The following is a 25,978-nucleotide window of genomic DNA, read 5'->3' on the forward strand; positions in this document are numbered from 1 at the left end:
AATATAACACTATTATATGGTTTTTTAGCGCCAAGTGAATATATCAATGTGGGGGCATGGAGTATAGGCAATGAATGTGTTTACTATGCTTTCACCCCCATACTGATTATGCTGTACAATAAACGAAAATTATTCGGTAATTTAGCCCTCTTAGCGGCAGTTATAATCGGAATATATTTTGCATTTTTTGCCCTTGATCATCATTTAACACTCGCACAGCAGTGGAAAATTTATATTAATCCATTTAATAATTTATTTTTATATTTTAGTGGCTTAGCGTTGTATTACAATTTTAACGAATTGAAAATGAAGCTGACTGCACCTCTGCTGATTCTCATATCAATCTGCCTGCTCTGGTTTTATCCCGTTAGCGGAGATCAGATTGAAATTGTCACAAATTTTAATCGTATTATTTTCTCTATTGCAGCAGTGACCTTAACGCTTGGTTTTTATAAGCTAGAAATCATTACAATGCCCTCAAGTCTTTCAAAAATTCTATCGAATATTGGGGAAGCAACCTATGGCATTTATTTAATACATCCTGTCGTTTTTCTCTATATTACTCGCTTTTTTAATTTAAATTCTTATTTAAATATATTGCTCACGATTATTTTAACCCTATTGATTTCAAATCTTCTTTATTATTTTTATGAGAAGCCTTTTATCAAAATCGGTAAAAGGCTTACTACACGATCAGTCACTTAAACTGCAGTTATTGATCATACCCTTGCGGGTTCTGTTTTTGCCAATTCCAACTGTCGGCCAACATATCTTCCAAACCATATTGCGGCTGCCAGTTCAATTCTGTCACTGCACGAGTATTATCTGCGAATGAGGTGGCAACATCCCCCTCACGTCGTGGTGCAAATTCAAATGCAATCGCGATCCCATTGACTTGCTCAAAGGTATTTTTAATTTGCAAAACTGAGGCACCCTGCCCCGTACCGATATTCCATGCACGACAGCCTGTAGCCGCTAAACGATTATTCAATGCACATAAATGCGCATTAGCTAAATCCACTACATGGATATAATCACGAACGCCTGTACCATCTATTGTATCGTAATCTTGACCAAAAATAGCCAGTTTTTCACGACGACCCACAGCGACTTGCGTTACATAAGGCATCAAATTATTTGGAATTCCTTGGGGATCTTCACCAATTCGACCACTTTTATGCGCGCCTACAGGGTTAAAGTAACGCAACAAAGCAATCGACCAACGCTTATCTGCAACACTGAGCTTTTGTAGTAACTGTTCAACAATCAGCTTGGTATAGCCATAATTGTTAGATGGCATACCCGTCGGCATTTCTTCATTCAATGGCGAAGTATTTGCCTCATCATAAACAGTCGCAGAAGAACTAAACACCAACTTAAATACGCCAGCCCGCTCCATAGCTTTGACCAAATTCAGACTGCCCGTAATATTATTATCAAAATAAGTCAAAGGAATCTGCTGGCTTTCACCTACTGCTTTTAAGCCTGCGAAATGAATCACCGCATCAATTGTATACTGTGCAAAAAGTTGATCTAGTGTTTCACCATCTCGAATATCCCCCTCGACAAAATCGAGAGATTTTCCAGACAATTGTTGTACCCGCATTAAGGATTCAACCGAACTATTTGAGAGATTATCTAAAACCACAACGTCATGACCTGCGGTTAATAACTCAACACAGGTATGTGAGCCGATATAACCGGCTCCGCCTGTGACTAAAATCTTAGCCATTTTTTTTCCTTGCAAAACTTTCAGTAAGCCCTAAATTAAGCTATCAAATGAATCCTGTAATATCGAAATTATACTCATCAGGCAAATTTCTATAATTTAGTTAATTATAACTTGATTACTCCGTTTATACCCATCGACATAATGCTCAAGTTGAGTCAACAACCAATCTATATCTGGTTTTGCTGCATCCATTTGATTTATTCTATCAAAGACTATTTGTAGTTCTTGTAAGGGATAATCTTTTTCAAAGGAACGACGAATCCGCGCATGCTCTGTATACTCTGTATTCTCTTGGTCAATCAACAGTTCCTCATACAGTTTCTCTCCTGGACGTAAGCCACTATAGATGATTTCAATATCACCACTCAACGACCCAGTTTCTCGTACAGTGAAACCACTTAGTTTAATCATTTGTCGTGCCAAATTCTGAATGCATACAGGTTCCCCCATATCCAATAAGAAGACATCTCCACCTTGCCCCAGTGCACCCGCCTGAATCACCAATTGCGAGGCTTCAGGAATTGTCATAAAGTAACGAGTAACTTCTGGATGGGTCACAGTAATGGGGCCCCCTTTGGCAATTTGCTGTTTAAATAAAGGGACGACTGAACCTGAAGACCCTAAAACATTACCAAATCGAACAATACTGATATGTGTATTTTTCTGTATTGCAGCGACAGATTGACAATATAACTCTGCCATCCGCTTCGAAGCCCCCATCACATTGGTTGGTCGAACCGCTTTATCTGTCGAAATTAATACAAATGTTTCTACCCCTTTTTTTACTGCTGCATTGAGACTACATGCCGTACCAATCGCATTATTTTTCAATCCAGCAAGCGGATTACATTCAACTAGAGGCACATGCTTGTATGCTGCTGCATGGTAAACCGTTTGAACACCATACTGTTCAATCTCATACTCTAATTTGGCTTGATTCCGCACAGAACCCAAAACAGGAATGATTGTCACATCACAGTTCGAGTGTAATTCTTGATCAATGTTATACAGTGCGAATTCGTTCAGTTCATAAAGAACTAGTGCTTTTGGCTTATTCTTAATAATTTGACGACATAATTCAGATCCAATAGACCCACCTGCACCTGTCACCATCACAACTTTATTTTCAATATTCTTGGTCAATAAATGCGAAATCGGGGGAATAGGATCACGCCCTAACAAATCAATAATATCTACTTCCTGAATATCAGAAACGGTAATTTCACCATGAACCAACTGGGTCAAACCAGGTAGTGCCGTAATTTTTAAATTACACGGCTCAAGCTCATGAATAATCTCTGCTTTTCTTACACGCTCCACTGAAGGAAGTGCCAACAAAATTTCGTCGATTCTATCTTTCTTCAACCGTTGTAATGCTTGAGCAACTGGATAAACAGGGATACTGCCAATAATTCTTCCTTGTAAGGATGGATCATCATCAATAAAGAATACAGGTAGATACTGACCTGAACATTTAAGTGCCGCCTCAATTTGCTGACCAGCTGCACCTGCACCATAAATTGCAACTCTTTTACTGCCAATTTCAGCACAATATGAGGCTCTAACTAAAAAACGAATATATACCCTACTCAACCAAACCCATGTAAACATCATAAATCCGAATATAAATGGGACAGACATCGGAACGAATGTTGCAGTACTTGAACGCAGTACATATAAGGCGATCATCGTCATCGCGACAGCAAGTGCTAACTTCCATATCAGGATTTCTTCAAAAGTATGGACAATAAAACGATAAACTCCTGTGATCATCAAACTTAAGACTGCAATAAAACTGATCAAGATAATGCCATATGTCGCATCTGATATAATTGGAGTTTGAAAATCAAACAAACGAATCACATAGCACAACCATAAAATGACAGGGAAAGCCAATAAATCCAAAAAACTTAAAAAAACTTGCTTATATAATCTTGGCTGTGCAGCAAATTGATGAATTATATTTCTCACCATGATGATCCCCTTTACAGGATTGCATCTTTATACCCATTTTTATGTCAATAAAAATGCATGTTTAAATGGGATAGCCTTATGAGGACATCCTATTGTCCTTATTTGGTTGAACTTTTTATTACATCAATCGCCTACACAATCTTCTTAATTACATTCACGGTTTTTTAAAAACTCTTTTCTCTTAACATAGAGGTACCAAGAACATTAAATTTGCTTCACTTAGATATTGAGCATTCACTAGACGTACTTTAAGTCTCTAAGCAAACCTTCTGGATCAAGCAAACGAATGACATAGCACAACTATAGAATCACCACAAATGCGAATAAATCCCCAAAAATTGGTAAAATTGATAAATTAATATTTGTTTTTAATTAAATTGATACATTTATCAAAAAATATAATTATTTTATTAAATTAATCAGCGCTTAATGAAAAAGCATGACAAATTACAACTTTGAGTTCTAAACAAATTTAAACAATTACAATCCGGACAACTACTCACTGGTTAAACTTTTACTCTGAAGTCTCAGATTAAAGAGCGGACTGAAACGGTCTTAAATGCAGAGATTAAAAAATATCTGGACGTAAATCCTAAAAAATCAATTGTAGAAAGGGCTACTCTCGCAAAACCAAAAAGATTCTGGTTCATTTAAACTAGAAGTCCTACGTGGACGAACGAGCAATTTTCAGCCACAACTCGTTAAGAAAAATTAAATTATTTGAAGAAATCGGCAGTAAAGTTAGCTCCCTATTTATACCCGACAAACTATCGGAATATTTCGGTAGCATATTGTCCGTATTTATGGGTAATCCCAGTAAAAATAACATTGACCCTGGAGAGTATTCTCAACAGATAATCTCTCTAAATTATTAAAATATTCTTGTTGAAATGCGGTCAGACTTAACTCACTATTTTCAAAGTGTTGTCTGATTCGATTGTAGTAAATCTCAATATATACAAACTAGATATCATTGGTTCGTTTGCAAGTAGACAATACTCTGCCGTGTACCACATGAACTTTTGATACATGAATGAAACTTTTAGTTACTGTAATCCCAACAGTCTCTACGCATAAATATTATTTTAATTCAGTTAATTGTGTAATAGCACTCTAAAATCAGAGTACAGTCTCGTAAGTCTGAGAAGCACAGCTTCGCAAGGTCATAAACATAACAGCTGATAGATTTTCCTCGTGAACAGCACATACCAATTGACAGTTTATGTGTGGGCTAGTTTTCCAACCACGAATAAGATGACTAAATTAATTCAATATTACCCATGATTATGACTAGCCTTCTTTAATTCAAATAGAAGCCATGTTGACTGTCTAAATAGTAGAAATAGGCGATCCTATAAAATTTGCGTTATAAGCAAACGATAATTTGAATCGATTTACATGACTGGAACAATAATACTGTCCAAGATAGCCATCTGAAATTTACATTATTTTAAAAGAACTGTGTATACAATCTTTTGTCGAGGATCACCTTAATTGGTTTAATTTTTTATTGCATTCATCATCTGTATAACCTGCTGAATAGCATTCACAGTTTTTGTCAGATTATCTTCTGTTAAGGTCGGATGTACCAAAAACATTAAACTGGTTTCACCTAATTGTTGTGCGTTCACTAAGCGTGTTTTTGGTCTCCAAGGAGTACCATCAAATGCTTTTTCTAAATACACTTCTGAACAAGAGCCAATAAAACATGGCACACCTTGTGCATTTATTTCATTCAAAATACGGTCACGGGACCAACCTGTAGGTAATTGATCAATATTGACCTGTACATAGCACTTGTAGTTGGCATGTACATAATCTTGATTTGGATAATGTACGGAGAAATAACGACTATTTTGAAATACAGCCAATATACGCTGCGCATTCTGCGTACGTTTTTTTGTCCATATTGGCATTTTTTTCAGTTGCATGCGCCCGAGCACGGCCTGCATTTCCATCATGCGCCAATTGGTTCCAAAAGAGTCATGTACCCAATGGAAACCAGGTGGGTGTTGTTTATGGTAAATGCTGTCATAATTTTTACCATGGTCTTTATAAGACCACATTTTTTCCCATAAGTTCTCATCATTGGTGGTAACCATCCCGCCTTCACCACCAGTACTCATAATTTTGTCCTGACAGAAAGACCATGCCCCAATATGACCAATCGAACCCGCTGATTTTCCTTTATATTGTGCCCCATGTGCTTGAGCACAATCTTCAATGACAAATAACCCTTTTTCTTCCGCCAACTGCATGATTGGATCCATATCACACATCCAGCCCGCTAAATGTACACAAATAATGGCTTTGGTATTCGAAGTTAATACCGCCTCAATGGTCTTTCGAGAAATATTCTGAGAATCCAGCTCAACATCTGCAAAAATAGGATTAGCTCCTGCTGTAACAATACAACTGGCAGATGCAAGAAATGTTCTAGATGTAACAATTACATCATCACCAACACCAATATTTAAAGCTTTTAAAGCAACATCAAGTGCTACCGTACCATTTGTTAATGCTACGGCATATTTGGTTTGAGAAAATTGCGCAAATTCTTTCTCAAACTCGCGACATTCTTTTCCAGTCCAATAATTCACTTTATTTGAAAGTAGCAGATCTTTAACAGCATCTGCTTCTTCTACTGTGAAGCTTGGCCATGGTTCAAATGTAGTATTTAGCATCATTTTTTCCCTAAATATAATCTTGGGAATTGATATTCGGTGTGGTATCTACAGGACATACCGCATGGATAAACTCAGCTACATTAGGTAGAGCATCAAATTCATGCTTAAGAATTGCTATATCGTATACATCATGCCATTCTCCCTTACGAAAAATCGCTTCACGTTGTCGACCTTCAATCTTCCAACCACATTTTTTAACATAAGCACCCATACTTGGCCCATTGAAGTCTAAAACTGGACCATATAAACGTCTGAGTCCGACATTGTAAAATGCCCACGCCATGGTCAACATAATGACTTCTGTCCCAAAGCCTTTTTTATTTTTTTCTGGCAAGATTTTTATTGGCATATTCGCTGACTGATTATGCCAATCAATCTCCCATAACCCCGTGATACCAATTGCTTCATTCGTTTCATTATCTACAATAATTAAGCGATAATTTGAACTATTTGTATTTGACTGAATCCAATTATTTTGGGAAAACAGAGATACAGGAAATGACCATCCTGTTACACTTCCAGCCACAAAAGGATCATTCATCAATTTTTGCAATAAAATATCATCGTGTAACTCGATTGGTCTAAGCGACACATTTTTAGATTTAATCATGACATTATTTCCCATTTGGTTTCCGATAAAGCGGAAAGTATTCTGTTAACTGTCCAACCCTGCCATTTTTATTTAACAATTTGATATAAACATCAGAGTTCACGACAATACGATGCGTTTTAAATACATGCTCATTTGAACTGAATCCTTTTTTATACTCATATAATGAATCCAAACTTGCCCCAAAACCTCCGCCAAGATGCAAAATACTGTATCTCTTTTCACGCCCCCAAGCTCTTGCGATGTGTACAATCAGCTTAGCAGGTTGTAAATTTCGATAAGCATCAAGAGTACCGCCTAAATGATATTGGATAATTTTACTTTCTTGGCAATACGTAAAGATTGAAGCAGCTATCGGTGTTTCATTATCATAAGCAGTAATTAATAAAATTCTGCCTTTTAGATTTTTTGCTAACGCTATAAAATATAAATCATCAAATAAATAAAAGTCTGATGCATTTACATGCTTCATAGTTTCAAGGTAAATTTTAGAAAAGATTAAAGCATTATTTTCATTAAGTTCTTCAATCTTTGTGTATATAGACTGTTTTAATGCCTTTTTAATGCCTCGTTGATGTCTCTGTTGAGTTTCAGACCAATGTTCTTCTTCTGTTTTACTCAAATCTGAAGATAATGTTGGCCCATGCTCAACGATAGTGCCAAATTTACTATTCCATTCAATATTTAAAATTGGATGTAATCGAATAAACCAAGAAACACAATTGTGCTCCTTTAAAAAATTAATGGCATTTTGTAATAACTGATCAATCTCTTGATTTGTTAATACACTATCTCCTAATGGACCACCATAACCATATGGCGAGGTAGCATCCCAAAATATACTATCTATTCTCCTAATAATTAAAGGAAAAAGTAACTCATTATTACCAAACTTAATCATTAAGCCTTTAGCCTGACCATCATCTATTACTGCTGAAGATTTAAGCCATCCACTTAAATGATAGATATCAAAATTAAATTTCTTTACTGCAGTGTCCCATTCATCATCAACATCGACTAAAGAGCAGTTCACATTAGAATCCATTTTCATCACCCTGTTTATCCCCTGTAAATTTAGGCATAGAGTGACCTGATTCATCATTTACATTTTCTTTAATTAGAACAACTTTGATCGTTTTCAGCATAATTTTGAAATCCAGCCAAATGGATTGATTTTCAACATACCAAATATCAAGCTTCAATTTTTCATCCCAACTAATGGCATTACGCCCATTCACTTGTGCATGACCTGTCATGCCGGGGCGCACATGATGACGTTTGGCTTGTTCTTTACTATAAAGAGGTAAATATTCCATCAATAAAGGACGTGGACCTACAATACTCATATCACCTTTAATCACGTTCCATAATTCTGGTATTTCATCCAAACTTGTAGATCGCAATTTTTTGCCAAAAGGAGTTAAACGTTCAATTTCAGGTAAAGGGTTCCCTTGGGCATCAATAGCATCATGCATACTTCTAAATTTAATCATTTCAAAAGGTTTGCCATGTAACCCTGGACGAACCTGACGGAACAAGACAGGAGTGCCTAAATTCTTTTTCACCTTATATGCAACATATAAATATAATGGCGATAGTAAAGTGAGCGCAAAAGAAGCAATCACAATATCTAGGAAGCGTTTTATCATTTTCAGACTCCTAAAATATTTTGTAATCGTTGATTTACTTGTTCAACATCAAATTTATCGAGTGCGATTTTGTGGCTTTCATCTCCCATAAATCTGATTTGTTTAGGATTCTCAATGAAATAAATCATATTTTCAGCTAAAGCTTTGGAATCCCACCTTGGAATAATGAAGCCATTTCGATTTTGGATTACAGTTTCTCGGCAACCTGGGACATCTGTAGTAATAATTGCACGGCCTATTGCCATTGCTTCTTGTGTGCTGCGAGGTACACCCTCACGATAAGAGGGCAACACAAATACATGACTATTCGTAATCCAGTCTTTTACATTATTCACCCAGCCTAAATAATGTACAACATTGGAAGCAATCAAATCATCTAATTCTGATTGTTGCAGTGCTCCAATATTAAAAGTATCTATTTGTCCAAGAATCGTAAACTGTGTTTTAGGATATTGTTTTTTCACCAATTTAGCGGCTTGAACAAACTCATGTATTCCTTTTTCTTTAAGCAACCGACCAATGAATAAAAATTTAATAGGAAGTGAAATATCATCAACGGGTTGATATGGATATTCTTGTAAATTTAAACCTATTCCGCCTAGGATCACTACTTTTTTTACTTTTATAGAATATTTTTCCAATAAATCTTTAGGATCATCTGGATTTAAGAAAATAAGTTGATCCAGCATTGGCAATGCGATTTTGTAGAGAAAAACCTGAATGTATCGGATAAATTTAGTTTTGTGGCTTAGACCCTCTGGCTGCTCTGTAAAAGTGTAACCTAGCCCCTCAAGCATACCGATGACACAAGGTACTTTTGCTAGTTTCGCAGCTATAGTCCCAAAAATGACTGGCTTAGAAAAATATGAGAAGACCACATCAGGATTTATATGCTTTATTTTTTTAAAAAGTTGATAAGTTGCGACAATATCTGCCAGTGGATTTAATCCACCACGGTTTAAAGTATATGTAACAGGAATAGCACCTAGTTGTTCTATTTTATTTATATCTTCTGCATTGTATTGAGATGTAAAAGCATAGATTTGATGCCCCTGCTTTAAGAGGCTACGGATTAAATCTGCACGAAAATCATAAATGCTAGATGCTATCGTGCCAATAAACACTATCGTACTCATAATTTTTCAGCTTTTTTAGTTTTTTTTAAAAATTATTCTTTCCGTATTTAAGTGACAAACATAGAACATTTTTCTAATAATGTGTTCCAATTGCCACTTTTACATCTCTAATTAAAATCCTTTTTTTGATCTGTGTCTTTTAAATAATTCTCTATTTTGTTGCAAAAAGTTTTAAAAATTAAAGTTCAACCAAGTAACCAAATCCAAAATATGACTTAGTCATAAAGTCTATCTAAATTTTTCAAATTTATTCAGAATGGTAAATGAACATACATCTCATAAAACTTTGAGCAAAGTTAGCAACTCTTTGTAAAAAATTAAAATTTCAAATATATGCATTAAAAAGCATTGAATTTCGATACCAGACTAAACTGATTTACCCTTACCTAGCGTTAGGTTCGACGTGCTGCAAGCTTTGTAAGTCAAAGCACTAAAATTCTAGTGACTGATTCGGGGCTGATTGTAAACTCATCAATTACGAGTGCAATAATTTTTAGAATCAGGTTATCCATCAAAAAATATATTGATGAATAGCCCTTCAATAATGTCTTGCTGCAATCAAACTAATTTTATTAATTTGCATTTGATTGTGGTTATGGAAGTAGCTTATCTACTAAATTAACTTTATATAAGCTCCTACTTTCTATTCACAACTAAATTTAATACTTGTTGCATTTCCTTTGCATCATCATCAGATAAATCTCGATTTCTTCTCTTCGAGAGATTCTTCCCCAAGCCCAAAAAACCAATTGTATAAATAAAAAGATATTTCAAATTAAAATAGATAAAATTATAAACTTTATTATTCATTTGATAATAATTTCTTATTTTATGTTCATCTGAACATGTTTTCAAAAGATTATCGATAGAGATATTTCCAAATTCACGATAAAAAAGAAGTAAATCTGGAAGGATTGCTATTTTTAAATCATTTTTACCATATGCACGACACCACAGCTCAAAATCTTCAGCACGAGGATAGTCTAAACTATATAAATTTCTTAGATACCATTCTTTTCTAGCCATTACAGTTGGATGAGCTATATGAAACTTAAAAGGTTTAGATATTTCAGTAATAAGTGAATTGACACTTCTGAATCCACAGACTCTATTCTGATCATCTATAGAGACCAAACCCGTAGAAACAAGATCAACTTGATCATTTTCTAAAAGATATTTTAATTGTACTTCCAAGCGACTGGGATGCATAATATCATCCGCATCCATCCTTGCTATAAATTTACCTTCAGATTCCTTTATTAATTGATTTAGACGATTGGGTAGTTTTTTATTTTCACCATCACAGAGTACTTTAATCCTTCGATCACTACCTGCAAACTCTTTAGCAATCTTCAAGGAATTATCCGTGGATCCATCATCCACAAGAATTAACTCCCAATTTGTATATGATTGACAAAGTACAGACTGAATGGCAAAAGCCAAGAACTTTTCAGCATTATAAAATGGAATACCTACACTAATAGTAGGTGTATTTTCAGATTCATTTATCATAGAAATAAAAACCAATGTAAATTAGAATCAAGATTAAAACATAATGAATTTTTATTTTTTCCTTAACAAAAGGTGAATAAAATAATGGTGAAATTAGTAATGGAATAACACACCATGAAAACAATCCCCAACGATCGGAAAATGGCAGTTGAAATGCCATAAAAAATATAACACTTGCAATAATATAATAAGAAACAAGAATATTATATTGATAAGATAAATCAATATCAGTCAACTTATTTTTAACATACAGAGATACAAGTAGAAAAAAAGTATTAAATATTACAAACTGCGGCCTAAAACCTATGATGTAATCAGAAACTTCATCCGAAAAATAATCTGCATGTCTATCTTCACCTAAAAAATCTAAAAACACTGATGAAAAGTTTAAAAAACCATAATTAAAGTAAGATAAAATTATAGAAAATAAATAGATAAAAATTAGTAAATTAAAAGCTCTAATTTTACTCATGATAACAGAACAAACAAATATTAAAATTGGTATAATTGAGGTCAAATGAAAAGCTAATGATAAAAATATACACAATAAAATTATAATATTATTTTTCTTACCAACCCATAAAGAATAAGCTAATAACAGAAAGGCTAGTGATACACCTTGCCTGATCACATTAATACTCATACTTAAATAAAAGAAAAATGAAATGCATGCAAAGAAAGTAATAAGAAGATTTGATTCAAATTTTTCAGTATAGTTCTTTAATGCTTTGTAAGTAATTATATAAAATACGAAGGATATTAATAAAAGAAAATAAGTATAACCCAAATTGAAATATCTTAGAGTCGAAGCAATCAAACCGAATAAAATACCATCACTAAAATTCAACTCAGATGTTTCATTCCAAAGTATATCAAAATAACTAACTGTGTCAGCACCTACATCATATTCCCTAAGACCCACGAGTAATATTAAAAAAATTAAAGGTAAAAAAACTAAATATTGACCTAATTTATTCTGTAGTAAAACATCCTTCTTAATTTCATATGATAAAGCAGAAGCCAAGACCAAGCAGGCTGTACAAAAATAAATTAAATTGTATAAATTTAAAAAAGCAGTATTATCAATTAATATCATTAGAAATACTATCCATATTATTATACAGGGCTAAAAGTTCGACGGATTTTTGTTTTATATCAAAACCCTTCTTAGCAAGCACTTCGACATCACTACCAAACTGATTACTTACTGGATTTATATATTCAAACGCTTTAATCCATCCTTCAATGTTATTTAAGTCTTTAAAATCAATTAAGTTTACACCCAGATCAACTTCTTTTGATATCTTAGAGGATATTATAGACTTTAAACCAATTGCTTGACTTTCCACCAACACTACTGGAAATCCTTCATGTAATGATGGCATTAACATGACATCAGCACCAGCCATTAAGTTTGGTATATCATCTCTAATACCTAATAAATACACATTTTTATCTAAAGTGTAATCTTGTATCATTTGCCTAATAGAGTTCTCTAAAGGACCTTGACCTACAATCAAAAATCTAAAAGTAATATCTTGCTCTTTTAATTTTCTAGCAATTTCTAACGACAATCTATGGTTCTTTACCTCACTTAACCGGCCGACTTGAATAATTTTCAACCCTTGAATATCATGTTTAATGCTTTTCCAATAATTTTTATTTTTTTCTGCTATTTGTCTATATAATTTTAAATCGATAGCATTATTTAATAACCAAACATTTTCTGTTGTCCCAAATAAATATTCCGCTGCTTCTTTACCACAAGCTATTTTTTTTGTTGATAATATTTTATTTAAATATATTGCAAATTTTTCATATAAAAAAGCTAAAACTCCAAATTTACCATTACTTGTATTATGCGAATGTGAAATTCGATGCTGAATACCAGCCCTTTTTGCTGCTAATAGATGAAAAGCATTACTTAGCAACATATGTGCATGTACAATTCGATATTCAGAATGTTGCTTTAAAAAACTTGTTAGTTTAAACATACGTTCAATTGGATTCTCGGCAAGAATTGGAAAAATTCTGCCACCCAATTCTTGAATTTCATCATCATAATCACCTTGTTGAGTCGTAAATTTAATAAAGTCAAATTGAACTTGGGTGCGATCAATATGACGATATAGATTCATCAGCATAGTTTCTGCACCAGCACGATCCATTTGACCAACTATATGTAAAACTCTAATCACTAAAGATTCCTACCCATACATTTTAAAATTTTCGGTATTAATCTGATTTGCATTCCTGACAGGGATTTTATATATTCAGGATTTTGCTATTGTTATATTGCAACTGCAAAATCAGTCTCTTTATGTTCAAATTCAACAACAGTTCAATATTTATTCGAGCTATTTAATGCTAGTTTTTATTAGAAATCCTTATTATCCAGTATTAAAAAATGATGTTCTATAGAATAATCAATCAGCTAAAACATCAACGATTCAAGAAAACTATAGAATGAATCTAAGCTTATCAATTTTAATATCAGTTACTACTAAAATATCACTTTATCTTTGATTTTAAATAACTTTTAATCAATTCCTTATGCATTTTTTCGATACCTAAACCATATATTAGCGAAATTACTACTAAAGTTTCTAACACAAAAACGGTCAAAAATCCAACAAAACCACTTAAAACAACAAATTCAGCTATCACCTTGAGGACTAAAATAATTGTAACGGTAGTAATCATTATATTAACTAAAACCTTCCTTAAAAATTTAGATAGATCAAAATCAGTGATCAGTTTTTTTACTATCCATAAGTTTAAAAATGAAGCTAATGCAGTATTAATGACATAAATAATATAAGCATAATAATAGTTAAAACCAAATTTAAATAATAAATAAACCAATGGAACTGATGATAGAATGAGAGTACCAGTTAAAATGCTAAATTTTTTCAAATTACCAGTAGCATGGATCAACATAACAATTGGATAAAAAAACACCTCAATTAAACTTGAAGTTAGTACAAAAATAGTAATGACTTTAGTATAAGCAGGCGGAGATCCCAACCAAAACTTTAAAATATAATCAATATTAAATATAATGGGGGCACAAAATATCAACATAAAATAATAAGAATATTTTGCCGAGTAAAATGTTAACGTATTCATTCTATCAACATCATAATCAGCATAACTACGCATTAATTGAGGTTTAACAGCAACCGATAGATTACTAGATAAGCTATATAACGCTGCATTAATTTGATAACTTATCTTTATACTTGCCACTGCTATCAAACCAAAAAAGTTATTCATCAAGAGCATTATTCCCTCAACTTTAAAAACCACGCAAAAATTTAAATACAACTCCCAACCAATAAAATTTATTATTTTTTTAAGAAAATCATTATCTATATAAAATTTAATCCTTGCTTCAACAATATTTAATTGACTATAAATTACATAAGTTAATCTTGTCAAAAAAACTATACAAACAAAACCTGATGCATAATATAAAAGCTTATCATGAGTAAAGAATATTAAAATATAAGCCAATAGTAATTTCAAAGTTACATCAAGTATAGAAATCAAAGCATATATTCCAAATTTTTCTTTCGCCATTAATATAGACTCAAATGGAATAGTAACAACCAAAATAAATAGAGATATTATTGACAAATGAAAAACTTGCATAGAAATATTTATTTTTTCAGCGGGTAATTTTACAAAAGAACCAATTATAAAAGCACCAAATATTTCAATTAAAATACAAAAAAGCAATGCAATGAAAATATGTAGGAAAAATGCTGTAGAAAATATTTTTTGAATATAGGGTATATCACCCTTTCCCACCTCTATATTTAGGAAACGATTTGTTGCATTTGATAATGCAGCCTGAAAAAATGAAATTAATGCAATAACTCCTGCTATTGCTCCATATAGACCAAAATCCTCTATTCCAAGATTTTTTAATAATATTCTAGTTGCATATAAGTTCAGTACGACCGTAATCAAAAGCCTAATGTATAAAGCCAATGTGTTATTTAAAATTTTTTTATTTTTAGACATAATTTAAAATCAACTTTTAAATATTAAAACATATAAAAATTGCTTCATCTAATTTTTTGCAAAACCAAATAAACTGGCCTATGATTGCGATAAGTTTTTTATTTTAATATGCTTGCCTGTGAATTCCTTATATTACCTTACTAGCATTTAATTCATAATTAATCAATAATTGAGTAAACTTTATACCACTTTATCTAATGCATTTTTAATTATATTAAAGAAATCATACAATCAATAAAATGCTGTCACTAAGTACAAGACTGTAATTATTATCGATCAGAAAATTTCAATCTTTTTCCATCATATCCTGCTTGTATCATATATACAATTACTAAGTCTTGTTGACACCACATCTTTACTACTGGACTGTAGTTAAGCTTGCACTATTATCAAAAATTATAATTGCACAGGATAATTTGATGTATTAGTATATTTATTAAACAATCTCAATCACCCCCGATTGAAATATATTTATAATAGTTTATAGGGGTACAGAGTGAAATTACTACAATATATTGGCCTCTTAGGGTTCACACTCAGCACTGTCGGTTGTGCTCTAGCACCAGGCCTTCAAACTTATAATTTACCTGAACAAGGTGTCTATCAAACTGAACTTGGTAGTACAGTGCATGTCATTCAACTCAACCAAAATACTTTACGTGACTTAAATCAAACTTCAGATAACGATCTGCAAGATTATTCTAGCTTATTTCGTCATGCCCAACTCTCATACAAGTTGAGTCCAGGCGATATTCTATCCATTTACTTGTGGGCTTATCCTGAAATTACCCCTGCAGCGAGTAATGTTTCCAGCGAACAATCGATTCAAGCCAATGGTTATCAAATTGATCAAAGCGGCTATATTCAATTTCCAATGATTGGCCGCTATAAAGCCGCAGGAAAATCACTCCCTCAAGTGAATCAAGAGTTGCGTAGTCAACTCTCTCATTATTTAAAAACACCTGATGTGATTGCGCGTGTCTTATCTTATCAAGGCCAGCGTTATTCAGTCCAAGGTAACGTGATGAGAGGCGGCCAATTCTTTCTGAGTGATCAACCTGTCAGTGTTTATACCGCTCTTAGTATGGCTGGTGGAATTAATACTCAATATGGCGATAACACCTCTATTACATTGGTACGCCAAGGTCGAACTTACAAGTTGAATAGTATTCAACTCGAAAAGTCCGGTTATTCTTTACACAATTTGCTCATCCAACCCAATGATACACTTTATGTAAATTCTAAAGAGGACCAGAAGATTTATGTCATGGGTGAGTCTGGCAGGAATCAAGCTTTGCCCATGCGTGATCAAGGCATGACCTTAAGTGATGTTCTGGGAGAAAGCTTAGGCATTGATTCAAATACTGCAAGTGCTAAACGAATTTATGTACTCCGTAGTGACCCGAAGCATCAACAAACTGAACTGTATCATATGAATTTAATGAGTCTCGGTAATTTCGGTTTAGCCAATCAATTTAGAATGCGTAGCAATGATATTGTTTATGTTGACGCTACAGGCTTAGCCCGTTGGCAACGTATCATTACCCAAATTTTACCGTTCTCTAATGCTTTGTATAATATTGATCGATTGGGAACTAACTAATACATATTCAAAATATTCTTATGGGCTGTATTGGAAATATTTGTCCTTGTCCAATGGCAAAATACGTTTCCAAGCAGAAATTTCTTCAATTGCATATTGGACAAGCATAGCCCGTTTCTCAAAGGGAAAATATTTCGTTTGAGTTACTGATAAGGTAAGAATATTTCCAATCCTTACCAGCATGGTCGAGCCGTTTTTGATGACACCTATCAATTTATACAAACCTGTATAAATGACTGGAAACAATAAATTTAACCCATAGATAATAAAATTATGAGCCAACATACCAATAAAGTAGAAACAAGTGATTTAAAAGAACTATTTTTTTCACTCATCGCTCAATGGAAACTGATTGCGTTATGCACCATCTTAAGCTTGGGGTGTGCACTGCTTTATTTAAGAGCTACACCTAACACTTATGCTGTGAGCGCTTTAATTCAGGTGGAAGACAGTAAAGGGGCTGGTACCGCTGCCTTACTCGGTAATTTATCTTCCATGGTAGACCAAAACTCACCAGCTCAAGCTGAAATCGAGATTCTAAAATCTCACTTAGTACTCGGGAATGTAATTCAACATCTCAATCTAGACTTACAAGTCTCTGGTACAGAAAACACATTTTTCGGTCGTTTACTCTCTCCACACATTTATAAAACCCAGTACAGCACTCAATCTGTCTTGTTTAAAGATAACGAGAAAGCATTCGAAATAACACAATTTAAAGCCCCAGAAAACTACGAAGATCAAAGCCTTGAACTCCGCTTCACAGATCATCAATTCAGTTTAACAGATCCCAAAACTGAGCAAATTTTGCTTACAGCCAAGGTCAATCAACCGAATAGCATTCGTACTGCTGATGGCGTATGGAATATTACGATTCACACTCAAGATCAACTCAATGATACCTATCTCATTCAGAAAAAATCTTTACCTGCCGCAATAGATAATATCCTCACCAATTACTCAGTTGCAGAAAAAGGCAGGCTCACTGGTATTCTAGGGCTAAACTATCAAGGCACAGATAAAGAGCATATTATCAAAGTACTGAATGCTATTTTAGCCTCATATAGCCAACAAAATATTGAACGTCGTTCTGCAGAAACCGCACAGACACTGAAGTTCTTAGATGAGCAACTACCTGAGCTAAAACAACAACTTGATGTTGCAGAACGTGAATTTAACAAATTCCGTGAGCAATACAATACGGTTGATGTTACCAGAGAGTCTGAGCTTTATCTTACCCAAAGTATTAACCTTGAAACTCAGAAAATCGCCCTACAACAAACACGTGCTGAATTGGCACAGAAGTACACAGCTGCACACCCTGAAATGAAACAAGTTAATGCTCAACTTGAAGCAATTAACAATAAAATTAATGAACTCAATACAACACTTAAACAATTACCCGACTTGCAACGCCGCTATTTACAGTTGTACCGTGAAGTCGAAGTTAAACAACAACTCTATACCAACTTATTAAATTCTTACCAACAACTGCGTATTTCCAAAGCAGGTGAAATTGGCAATGTTCGTATTGTCGATACTGCAATCAAACCAATTAAACCAATTTCACCTAAAAAATTACAGATTTTAGTTTTATCTATTTTCTTAGGTGCTTTCTTCGGTACACTTTTAGCCTTTCTACGCAACATGCTACGTACAGGCATTAAAGATGCGGCTCAAATTGAAAATGTATTAAATCTGCCTGTATATGCAACTGTTCCGCATTCACCTGCACAAGAAAGCCATACTAAACTGCTTGAAAAGAAGAAACATATTCCTATTCTTGCAGTTAAAAATAGCGATGATATTGCGATTGAAAGCTTACGTAGCATGCGTACTGCTATTCAATTTGCGCTCAATCATGCACCTAACAATATAATTATGATTTCTAGTCCAGCACCAGAACTAGGTAAATCCTTTATTGCCACTAACCTTGCTGTAATTTTAGCGCAAACCAATAAGCGTATATTGTTGATTGATGCTAACCTGCGTCGTGGGCATTTACACCAATATTTCAATCAAGATAATCAAGCTGGTTTAGCAGACTTTTTAAAGGGTCAGCAGCCACTGGAACAAATCATCAAACATACAGAAGTTGAAAATCTATCGTTTATTACATGTGGTGAAAGCCCAGCAAATCCTTCAGAGTTATTAAGCATGGAGGGCTTTAAAAATCTACTCGAACAGCTCTCTGGTCAATTCGATCATATTATTATCGATACACCACCAATTTTGGCGGTGACAGATAGTATTATCATTTCACAATATGCAGGTGTGAATCTTGTGATTGCACGTTATGCAAAAACCCAAATGAAAGAGTTAGATCTTGTTATTCATCGGTTTGAACAAGCCAATACCAAAATTACGGGGATTATCATCAATGATATTCAACGTACTGTAGATTCACATTATGGTTATAACTATGCTTATGATTATAAGAGCTCGAAAAAAGTTTAATTTATTTTCAAAATCCATTCATAGAAAGAACGAGCATCATGCTCGTTCTTTCTCACTTATATGATCAAACCTAGCGCAACATAATAGTCGAATAAAGTTGGATAGATCCTCCATCCCCTCCAGCATCTTCTAATGCTCACTTATGCAGAATATTAAACGATCCTCAACAAATATGAGAATCAATTAAGCCACTTTACCTGTGACTAAAATTTTAGTCATGCGTATTGCCTAATAAAGCTTTCAGTAAACCCTGAGTCGAAGCATCAAACTGTACAATATCCGTTTGCTGACCATTCAGTACGGGCAATAATTGATTGGCTATTTCTTTGCCTTTTTCCACGCCCCATTGATCAAAGGGATTAATATTCCAAATCACCGATTGCACAAACACTTTATGTTCATAGAGTGCAATGAGCATACCTAAAGTTTTTGGATTCAACTCATTCACCAATATTGTTGTGCTTGGCTGATTTCCCTCATATTTTTTATAATCAGGGAGATTTTCTACCTCATTCTCGCACAATGCTTGATTGCCAAAGGCCAATAATCTAGATTGAGCTAGACAGTTAGAAAGTGCCAAATGATGTTGCTCAATTAAGGCTTCTGCATTTTCAACATAAGTAAATTGTTTGGCATTATAGCGCTGTACAGGTGCGATAAAATCACAACTGACCGCATGTGTACCTTGATGTAACAACTGATAAAACGCATGCTGTGCGTTTGGACCTACCTCTCCCCAAACAATCGGACAAGTCGAAGATTCAACTTTTTGATGATCACGTTGTAAAGACTTACCGTTAGATTCCATCTCAAGCTGTTGTAAATACGCAGCAAAATATTTCAAACGACCATCATAAGGAAGAACGGCATGGGTTTGCATGTTCAGATAGTTGGTATTCCATACCCCTAACAACCCCATCAGCACAGGAATATTTTGCTCAAATGGTGCATTTTGAAAATGCTGATCCACCAAATGCGCACCTGACAACAATGCTTTAAAGCCTTCAACCCCAATTTGCAAAGCAATCGGTAGCCCAATACAAGACCAAAGTGAATAACGCCCACCAACCCAGTCCCATAATAAAAACTGGTGATCTGGATGAATTCCCCAAGCCGTCATTTTGTCAGGTTTAGTCGATACACCAATAAAATGACTTTTTAGAACACAATCACGTTGCCCTAAAGTTTTCTCCAGCCATTGGCGCACAGTTTCCGCATTCGATAAGGTATCAATCGTTCCAAATGATTTGGAGGAAATAATAAACAAGGTGGTTTCAGGTCTTAGATGATGCAAGAGCTCTGAAAGCTGGCTGCCATCCATCGTCGAAACAAAATGTACATTTAAGGGTTTCGCTGTTTGGACTTTAAAATCCGATAAGGCATGAGAAACCATCAAAGGACCCAAATCTGAGCCACCTACCCCAATATTTACCACATCTTGAATGACTTCACCCGTCACGCCACGATATTGCCCCGCATGAATTTTTTCGACCAAATTAAACATCCGATCTAATTGTTCATGCACTTGCTGAGATAACTCTGGAAAAACTTCAGAATCTTGAGGCAAGCGTAACGCCCAATGCATCGCTGCACGTTGCTCTGTGTAATTAATGGCCTCAACGGAGAATAACCGACTGATCCAAGCTTTTAATTGTTTTGCTTCTGCTAATAAGAGCAATGCCTTTATCACAGGCAAATTGACACGGTGCTTACTAAAATCGAAAAGTAAATCTTCACAATACAGACTGAAGTTTTCAAAGCGTTGTGCTTGTTCTGCAAAAAGCTGGTTCAAATGAATCGACTGCATTTCTTCCGCTAACTGATGTAGTTTTTGTTCAGTAGAAGGAAATGCTTGCTTAGGAAAATTTTCGATATTTTCTCTCATATTCGACCAACTCCCTCATATGCAAAACCCTGCGCTTTGACATATAGAGGATCATAAATATTACGTCCATCTAGAATAAGTGGATGACGCATGAATTGCTGTAGTTTTTTATAATCAGGACTAAAATATTCTTTCCATGCGGTGATCACACATAAGGCATCCGCATCTTGAACTGCATCATAAACATCTGTACACAAAATTAAATCTTCACGATGACCATACTGTTGATATATTTCTTTCAGCGCTTGTGGATCATGCAGTTTCACCTTGGCACCTTGCGCCCAAAGTGCATTCAGCATGGCATGAATTGGGGAATTATGAATACTCGAGGTGTTTTCTTTGAATGATGCTCCCCAAATTGCAACAATTTTATTTTTTAAATCCGAATGGTAATAATTCCAGAGTTTACGAAATAAAATTTCTTTTTGCTGCTCATTGATATCCAAAACTTGCTGCAACAGACGACTTTTTGCACCACTTTTCGAAACTTCACTGGATAATGTCAAAATATCGTGAGAAAAATTTTCGCCACCAAAACCGGCTCCAGGTGCTAAATAAGCCGAGCCTATTCGCGTATCAGCCCCCATCCCCTGTTTAACATTGGTAATATCAATGCCCAACTTTTCAGCCACCATCGCCAAATCATTGATATAACTTATCCGAGTCGCCAACATGCCTGAAATACTCAGTTTAGTAAATTCTGCGTCTAGAATCGGCATGAACAAATATTGATTAGTTGTACTAAACATCGGTCGTAATAATTCTTCAACCAAAGTTTTAGCCTGTTCTTCTTCCACCCCCACAATAATCTGCTTCAGATGAAGTACACTATTGATGGCATTACCTTCCTGAATCACATCTGGTAAGTAGACCCAGTAATCTTGAGGCGAGATCTCGCTAAGCTTGTTTGTACCATTTAATCCAAAAGTTGCAGCATTAATCATCAATCTTGGATGAATAATCGGTTTCATAGCCAATGCTTTAAGGGCCTGAACCGCTAATCCAATCTCAGTTGGGCTATAACAAAAGAAATAAACATCTACGTCTAAAGGAAGTTCAACGACAGAACAATAAAGAAGATGCCCAAGTTTATGCTGTCGATTAAGACGAAAATTGACTTCTTCGTCTAAATACTGAACCCTTTTCTGATGGGAATGCTCATTATTTTTATGACTGCACCAATACACTTGATTGCCATATTCGGATAACAATACTGCCATGACACCAGCATTCAGTGTCGCACCTAATATCGCAACTTTCATGATTCACCTACAAAGCTTATTTTTATTCGACATTCAATTCGGCAATCAACTGCTTAAACTCATGTCCTAATTTTGGATGAGCAATACCATAATGTAAAACAGCCTTTAAGTAACCAAGTTTACTGCCACAGTCAAAAGTTTCCCCTTTCATGCGATAGGCTTCAACAACATCAGTGGTCTGCAACATGGCAATCGCATCTGTTAACTGGATTTCATTGCCTGCCCCTTTGGGGGTCTGCTCTAAGAGCTGCATAATTTTTGCAGGCAGAATATAACGTCCCACCACTGATAAATTCGATGGCGCAGTTCCAACCGCAGGTTTTTCTATAATGCCCTGCATGGCAATACTTTCACCTTCTGCAGGAGATTTAGCTACATCCACAATACCATATTGATCTACCATATGCTCAGGAACTGCTTCAACCATGATTTGTGCTGCTTGAGCAGCTTCATAACGCTGAATCATGCAGGCAAGATCATTTTGATCCGATTTTTCTTTGACCAAAACGTCTGGCAATAAAACTGCAAAATCATCACTACCAATAACACTTTTAGCACAAAGCACAGCATGACCTAAACCTAATGGTTGTGGCTGACGTACACCCACAACACTCACATGCGCAGGTAAAATTTCAGTAATTTCTTTTAGAAGATCGGTTTTATTTTTCTGTGCCAATGTCGTTTCAAGTTCAAAATTTCGATCAAAATAGTTTTCGATAGATGCTTTGGATGAATGTGTGACTAAAATAATTTGTTCAATTCCAGCCTGAACCGCCTCACGCACAACGTATTCAATTGCTGGACGGTCAACCACCGTGACCATTTCTTTAGGAATTGACTTACTTGCAGGTAAAAAACGCGTACCTAAACCAGCAACAGGTAAGATTGCTTTTTTAATCATGAAATTGAACTCGAATCATTACTAAATTTAAGACTTAACTTGATCTTCAGATTTTTTTGGTGCGTTACCTTGAAATAAAGATGGGCCCACATGACCAGGGGCATTAATCCCTTCACGCTTTGCCATCACTGCAACCGTTCTAAACATAATTTTAAAATCGACTAAGGTATTATGATTGTCTACATACCAAACATCACACTTAAAGCGTTCTTCATAATCTAACTCATTACGTCCACTGACTTGTGCAAGGCCAGTCATGCCTGGTCGAACTTCTAAGCGACGTGCTTGTTCTGGTGAATAAAGCTCTACAAAGTCTTTCAACATTGGTCGTGGACCAACAACGCTCATGTCACCCTTTAATACATTAATGAGTTGTGGCATTTCATCTAAAGACGTTGAACGTAATTTTTGCCCAAATGGTGTAATACGTTTTTCATCAGGTAAAGGATTACCATGCTGATCAAAAGCGTCCTTCATAGAGCGGAATTTGATCATTTTGAAAAGTTTACCATTTTTACCAGGACGTTCTTGGCAAAAAAAGATTGGTGACCCCAAATTTTTTCGTACTTTATAACAAACAATGAGGAAAATTGGAGACAATAATGTTAGTGCAATTAATGATATAACGATATCAACCAGTCTTTTCATTGCTATCTTACTCTGTTTTTTCAACTTTCTTACGTAAAAACGTATTATAAATTTTACCTAGCAGATTCGCTGGCATAAGTCTAAACGTAGACCGTACAATGAAGTAGATAGTAGCATAAAACGGAGACTGAATTTTGAGTTGTTTTTTTAAATCTAGTAACTGTTTTTCACTTTTAATATATTTGAAACCTTTGCGACGTGCATGCATACCATTACCAACCCGCGCATAAAGAATCACATCGGATAAGTTAGCAACTTGATAATTGTTGCCAATTACACGAAGCCAAAGATTGTAATCTTCCATAAATAAATGATGCTGATATCCTCCTAAGGTTAAAATCACATCGCGTTTATAAGCGACAGTCATGTGATTAAAAGGACAGCGATTTTGTGCAAATTTCTTTATTTTCTCATAAGTTGTAGGTACAGCTTTGAGTACATCCGCATCTGAAATATTTTGATCAAACTCTAAAATCTGACCACCAAACAAAACTACATCTGGGTTCTGTTCTATAAATTGAATCTGCTTTTCAAATCGATCAGGCGTACAAATATCATCTGTATCCATTCGAAAAACCCACTCATTTGAACAATTCTTCAATCCTTCATTCAACGCATTTCCAAGGCCTACATTTTCAGGAAGTGGAACAACATTTAAAGCAGACCCAATCAGAGTTTGCCATTTCTGAACACATACACTAAGTTGCTCACCAAGTGGACCATCTAAAACTAGTACAATTTCAGTAGGTTTAAACGTCTGTGAGTCCCAAATACTCACAAAACATTGATCTAGAAATTTAGGATTCTCTTTATGATAGAGAGACATTAAAATAGAAAAATTCATTATAGGCTAGCCAAAAAGTTTTTCCAGACACTTAATACAGACTCAACTGAATAACGTTCAGCATCTTGTACAGCCTGAGATGATAAGCTAATTCGTTTACATTCATTATCAATTAACTCCTGAATTGCATTAGCTAATAATTCATAATTTTGGTTTTCAACTAGTAAACCATTTAAACCATGTTTAATAACTTCTGCAGGCCCATGAGGACAATCATAAGATATAATTGGTAAACCAAAAGTTTGAGCCTCAATCAATACCATTGGAAGCCCTTCAAATCTCGAAGACATAACAAAAAAAGCTGACTTTTTATAAATTTGATCTACATTAGAAACTGCACCTAATAAAAATACATTAGATAGTTTTTCATCAATTATTTTATTTGTTAATAAACTGTGATCTTCACCAGTACCATAAATTTTTAGTTTCCACTTTGGGTTATTATCCGAAATCAGTTTCCAGGCATCAAGTAATGAAGAAAAATTTTTCTGATAAGTTAATCTTCCAATAGAAATTATATCGAAGCAGTTAGCATTATATACTAAATTTTGATCAATACTATATGGAGATATATTACAAATCTTTGTAAGCTTATTTTTAAAAAAATGATATGACTCTTTATCATGATCAGTTAGAACAACAACACCATCAATATTTCTATATAAAATTTTAGAAAAAACTTTTACCCAATGTGGTCTAATATCAAAAGCAACATGTTCCAAACTAACACTTTTAGCACCATTCTTTCGAAGAAGTGACAATAACAAAGATAGCTTCCCCATATTATGAAAAATGAGGATATCGGGCATAAAAGACTTAATATAAGATTGGGATTGATTGTAAAAATCAAAAAAATTTCCTGCTGCTTTAATAACATTAACATTATCACTTAGATGATATGCAGCATCATTAAAATCGGTATCTCTATTTATAATAGCTACTTCAAAATTTAAATCATTAGAAAAAAGATTAGCCAAATTACAAGCCACGCGCTCAGTTCCAGACTTATGCTTAAGAGAGTTAATAAAAAATAAAATTTTCATTCTTGA

General features: G+C 34.5%; 20 protein-coding genes. 3 read left to right on the plus strand and 17 right to left on the minus strand.

The genetic code is table 11. The features are described 5' to 3' along the window. On the plus strand, window positions 1-705 hold a 705-nt coding region (locus F4W09_RS13990), incomplete at its 5' end, for an acyltransferase family protein (RefSeq protein WP_151505107.1). Window positions 706-712: 7 nt separating this feature from the next. Here the strand turns inward: F4W09_RS13990 and galE are convergent. From galE to F4W09_RS14045, 11 genes are all read right to left on the minus strand, one after another. After that, window positions 713-1,732, minus strand: a complete 1,020-nt coding sequence (galE, locus tag F4W09_RS13995; protein ID WP_151505108.1) for a UDP-glucose 4-epimerase GalE — start codon at window positions 1,730-1,732, stop codon at window positions 713-715. 96 nt (window positions 1,733-1,828) lie between these two features. Continuing rightward, entirely contained in the window at window positions 1,829-3,703 is a 1,875-nt protein-coding gene (locus F4W09_RS14000; protein ID WP_151505154.1) for a polysaccharide biosynthesis protein, read from the minus strand. A 1,502-nt stretch (window positions 3,704-5,205) separates the two neighbouring features. Continuing rightward, window positions 5,206-6,390 carry a DegT/DnrJ/EryC1/StrS family aminotransferase gene (locus F4W09_RS14005; protein ID WP_151505109.1) on the minus strand — a complete coding sequence of 395 codons (1,185 nt, stop codon included), beginning with the start codon at window positions 6,388-6,390 and terminating at the stop codon, window positions 5,206-5,208. Window positions 6,391-6,400: 10 nt separating this feature from the next. Further along, window positions 6,401-7,003, minus strand: coding sequence for a GNAT family N-acetyltransferase (locus F4W09_RS14010; RefSeq protein ID WP_151505155.1), 603 nt, complete (start codon window positions 7,001-7,003; stop codon window positions 6,401-6,403). A 4-nt stretch (window positions 7,004-7,007) separates the two neighbouring features. Beyond that, the gene (locus tag F4W09_RS14015; protein WP_151505110.1) at window positions 7,008-8,048 is read right to left on the minus strand and encodes a GNAT family N-acetyltransferase; all 1,041 of its coding nucleotides are present in this window, start codon (window positions 8,046-8,048) and stop codon (window positions 7,008-7,010) included. Next, window positions 8,038-8,652: a sugar transferase gene (locus F4W09_RS14020; RefSeq protein WP_151505111.1), complete on the minus strand. Its 615-nt coding sequence runs from the start codon at window positions 8,650-8,652 to the stop codon at window positions 8,038-8,040. The genes F4W09_RS14015 and F4W09_RS14020 overlap by 11 nt, the downstream gene beginning before the upstream one ends. A gap of 2 nt (window positions 8,653-8,654) precedes the next feature. Continuing rightward, window positions 8,655-9,788 carry a glycosyltransferase family 4 protein gene (locus tag F4W09_RS14025; protein WP_151505112.1) on the minus strand — a complete coding sequence of 378 codons (1,134 nt, stop codon included), beginning with the start codon at window positions 9,786-9,788 and terminating at the stop codon, window positions 8,655-8,657. 636 nt (window positions 9,789-10,424) lie between these two features. Then, the gene (locus F4W09_RS14030; protein WP_151505113.1) at window positions 10,425-11,300 is read right to left on the minus strand and encodes a glycosyltransferase family 2 protein; all 876 of its coding nucleotides are present in this window, start codon (window positions 11,298-11,300) and stop codon (window positions 10,425-10,427) included. Then, window positions 11,290-12,396, minus strand: coding sequence for an EpsG family protein (locus F4W09_RS14035; protein WP_151505114.1), 1,107 nt, complete (start codon window positions 12,394-12,396; stop codon window positions 11,290-11,292). The genes F4W09_RS14030 and F4W09_RS14035 overlap by 11 nt, the downstream gene beginning before the upstream one ends. Then, on the minus strand, window positions 12,383-13,498 hold the full coding sequence (locus F4W09_RS14040) for a glycosyltransferase (RefSeq protein ID WP_171492439.1): 1,116 nt from the start codon (window positions 13,496-13,498) through the stop codon (window positions 12,383-12,385). The genes F4W09_RS14035 and F4W09_RS14040 overlap by 14 nt, the downstream gene beginning before the upstream one ends. A gap of 313 nt (window positions 13,499-13,811) precedes the next feature. Further along, window positions 13,812-15,329: a lipopolysaccharide biosynthesis protein gene (locus F4W09_RS14045; RefSeq protein ID WP_151505115.1), complete on the minus strand. Its 1,518-nt coding sequence runs from the start codon at window positions 15,327-15,329 to the stop codon at window positions 13,812-13,814. 496 nt (window positions 15,330-15,825) lie between these two features. On the opposite strand from F4W09_RS14045, the gene F4W09_RS14050 reads away from it, so the two are divergent. Further along, complete coding sequence (locus F4W09_RS14050; RefSeq protein WP_151505116.1) at window positions 15,826-16,932, plus strand: polysaccharide biosynthesis/export family protein; 1,107 nt, start codon at window positions 15,826-15,828, stop codon at window positions 16,930-16,932. A 273-nt stretch (window positions 16,933-17,205) separates the two neighbouring features. Beyond that, entirely contained in the window at window positions 17,206-19,389 is a 2,184-nt protein-coding gene (locus F4W09_RS14060) for a polysaccharide biosynthesis tyrosine autokinase (protein WP_151505117.1), read from the plus strand. 211 nt (window positions 19,390-19,600) lie between these two features. On the opposite strand, the gene pgi is transcribed toward F4W09_RS14060, so the two are convergent. From pgi to F4W09_RS14090, 6 genes are read right to left on the minus strand one after another with little or no spacing between them, the layout of a single operon-like run. Next, window positions 19,601-21,274 carry a glucose-6-phosphate isomerase gene (gene pgi / locus F4W09_RS14065; RefSeq protein WP_151505118.1) on the minus strand — a complete coding sequence of 558 codons (1,674 nt, stop codon included), beginning with the start codon at window positions 21,272-21,274 and terminating at the stop codon, window positions 19,601-19,603. Continuing rightward, a complete protein-coding gene (locus tag F4W09_RS14070) occupies window positions 21,271-22,536 on the minus strand; it encodes a nucleotide sugar dehydrogenase (RefSeq protein WP_151505119.1) in 1,266 nt (421 codons plus the stop codon). The genes pgi and F4W09_RS14070 overlap by 4 nt, the downstream gene beginning before the upstream one ends. A gap of 22 nt (window positions 22,537-22,558) precedes the next feature. Then, window positions 22,559-23,437, minus strand: coding sequence for a UTP--glucose-1-phosphate uridylyltransferase GalU (gene galU, locus F4W09_RS14075; protein WP_151505120.1), 879 nt, complete (start codon window positions 23,435-23,437; stop codon window positions 22,559-22,561). 27 nt (window positions 23,438-23,464) lie between these two features. Continuing rightward, window positions 23,465-24,085, minus strand: a complete 621-nt coding sequence (locus F4W09_RS14080) for a sugar transferase (RefSeq protein WP_016165669.1) — start codon at window positions 24,083-24,085, stop codon at window positions 23,465-23,467. A 7-nt stretch (window positions 24,086-24,092) separates the two neighbouring features. Beyond that, on the minus strand, window positions 24,093-24,929 hold the full coding sequence (locus tag F4W09_RS14085; RefSeq protein WP_151505121.1) for a glycosyltransferase: 837 nt from the start codon (window positions 24,927-24,929) through the stop codon (window positions 24,093-24,095). After that, window positions 24,929-25,972, minus strand: a complete 1,044-nt coding sequence (locus tag F4W09_RS14090; RefSeq protein ID WP_151505122.1) for a glycosyltransferase family 4 protein — start codon at window positions 25,970-25,972, stop codon at window positions 24,929-24,931. Before F4W09_RS14090 ends, F4W09_RS14085 begins: the two co-directional genes overlap by 1 nt. Window positions 25,973-25,978 lie beyond the last annotated feature (6 nt).

The sequence above is a fragment of the Acinetobacter tandoii genome, assembly GCF_008867985.1.
Taxonomy (GTDB): domain Bacteria; phylum Pseudomonadota; class Gammaproteobacteria; order Pseudomonadales; family Moraxellaceae; genus Acinetobacter; species Acinetobacter tandoii.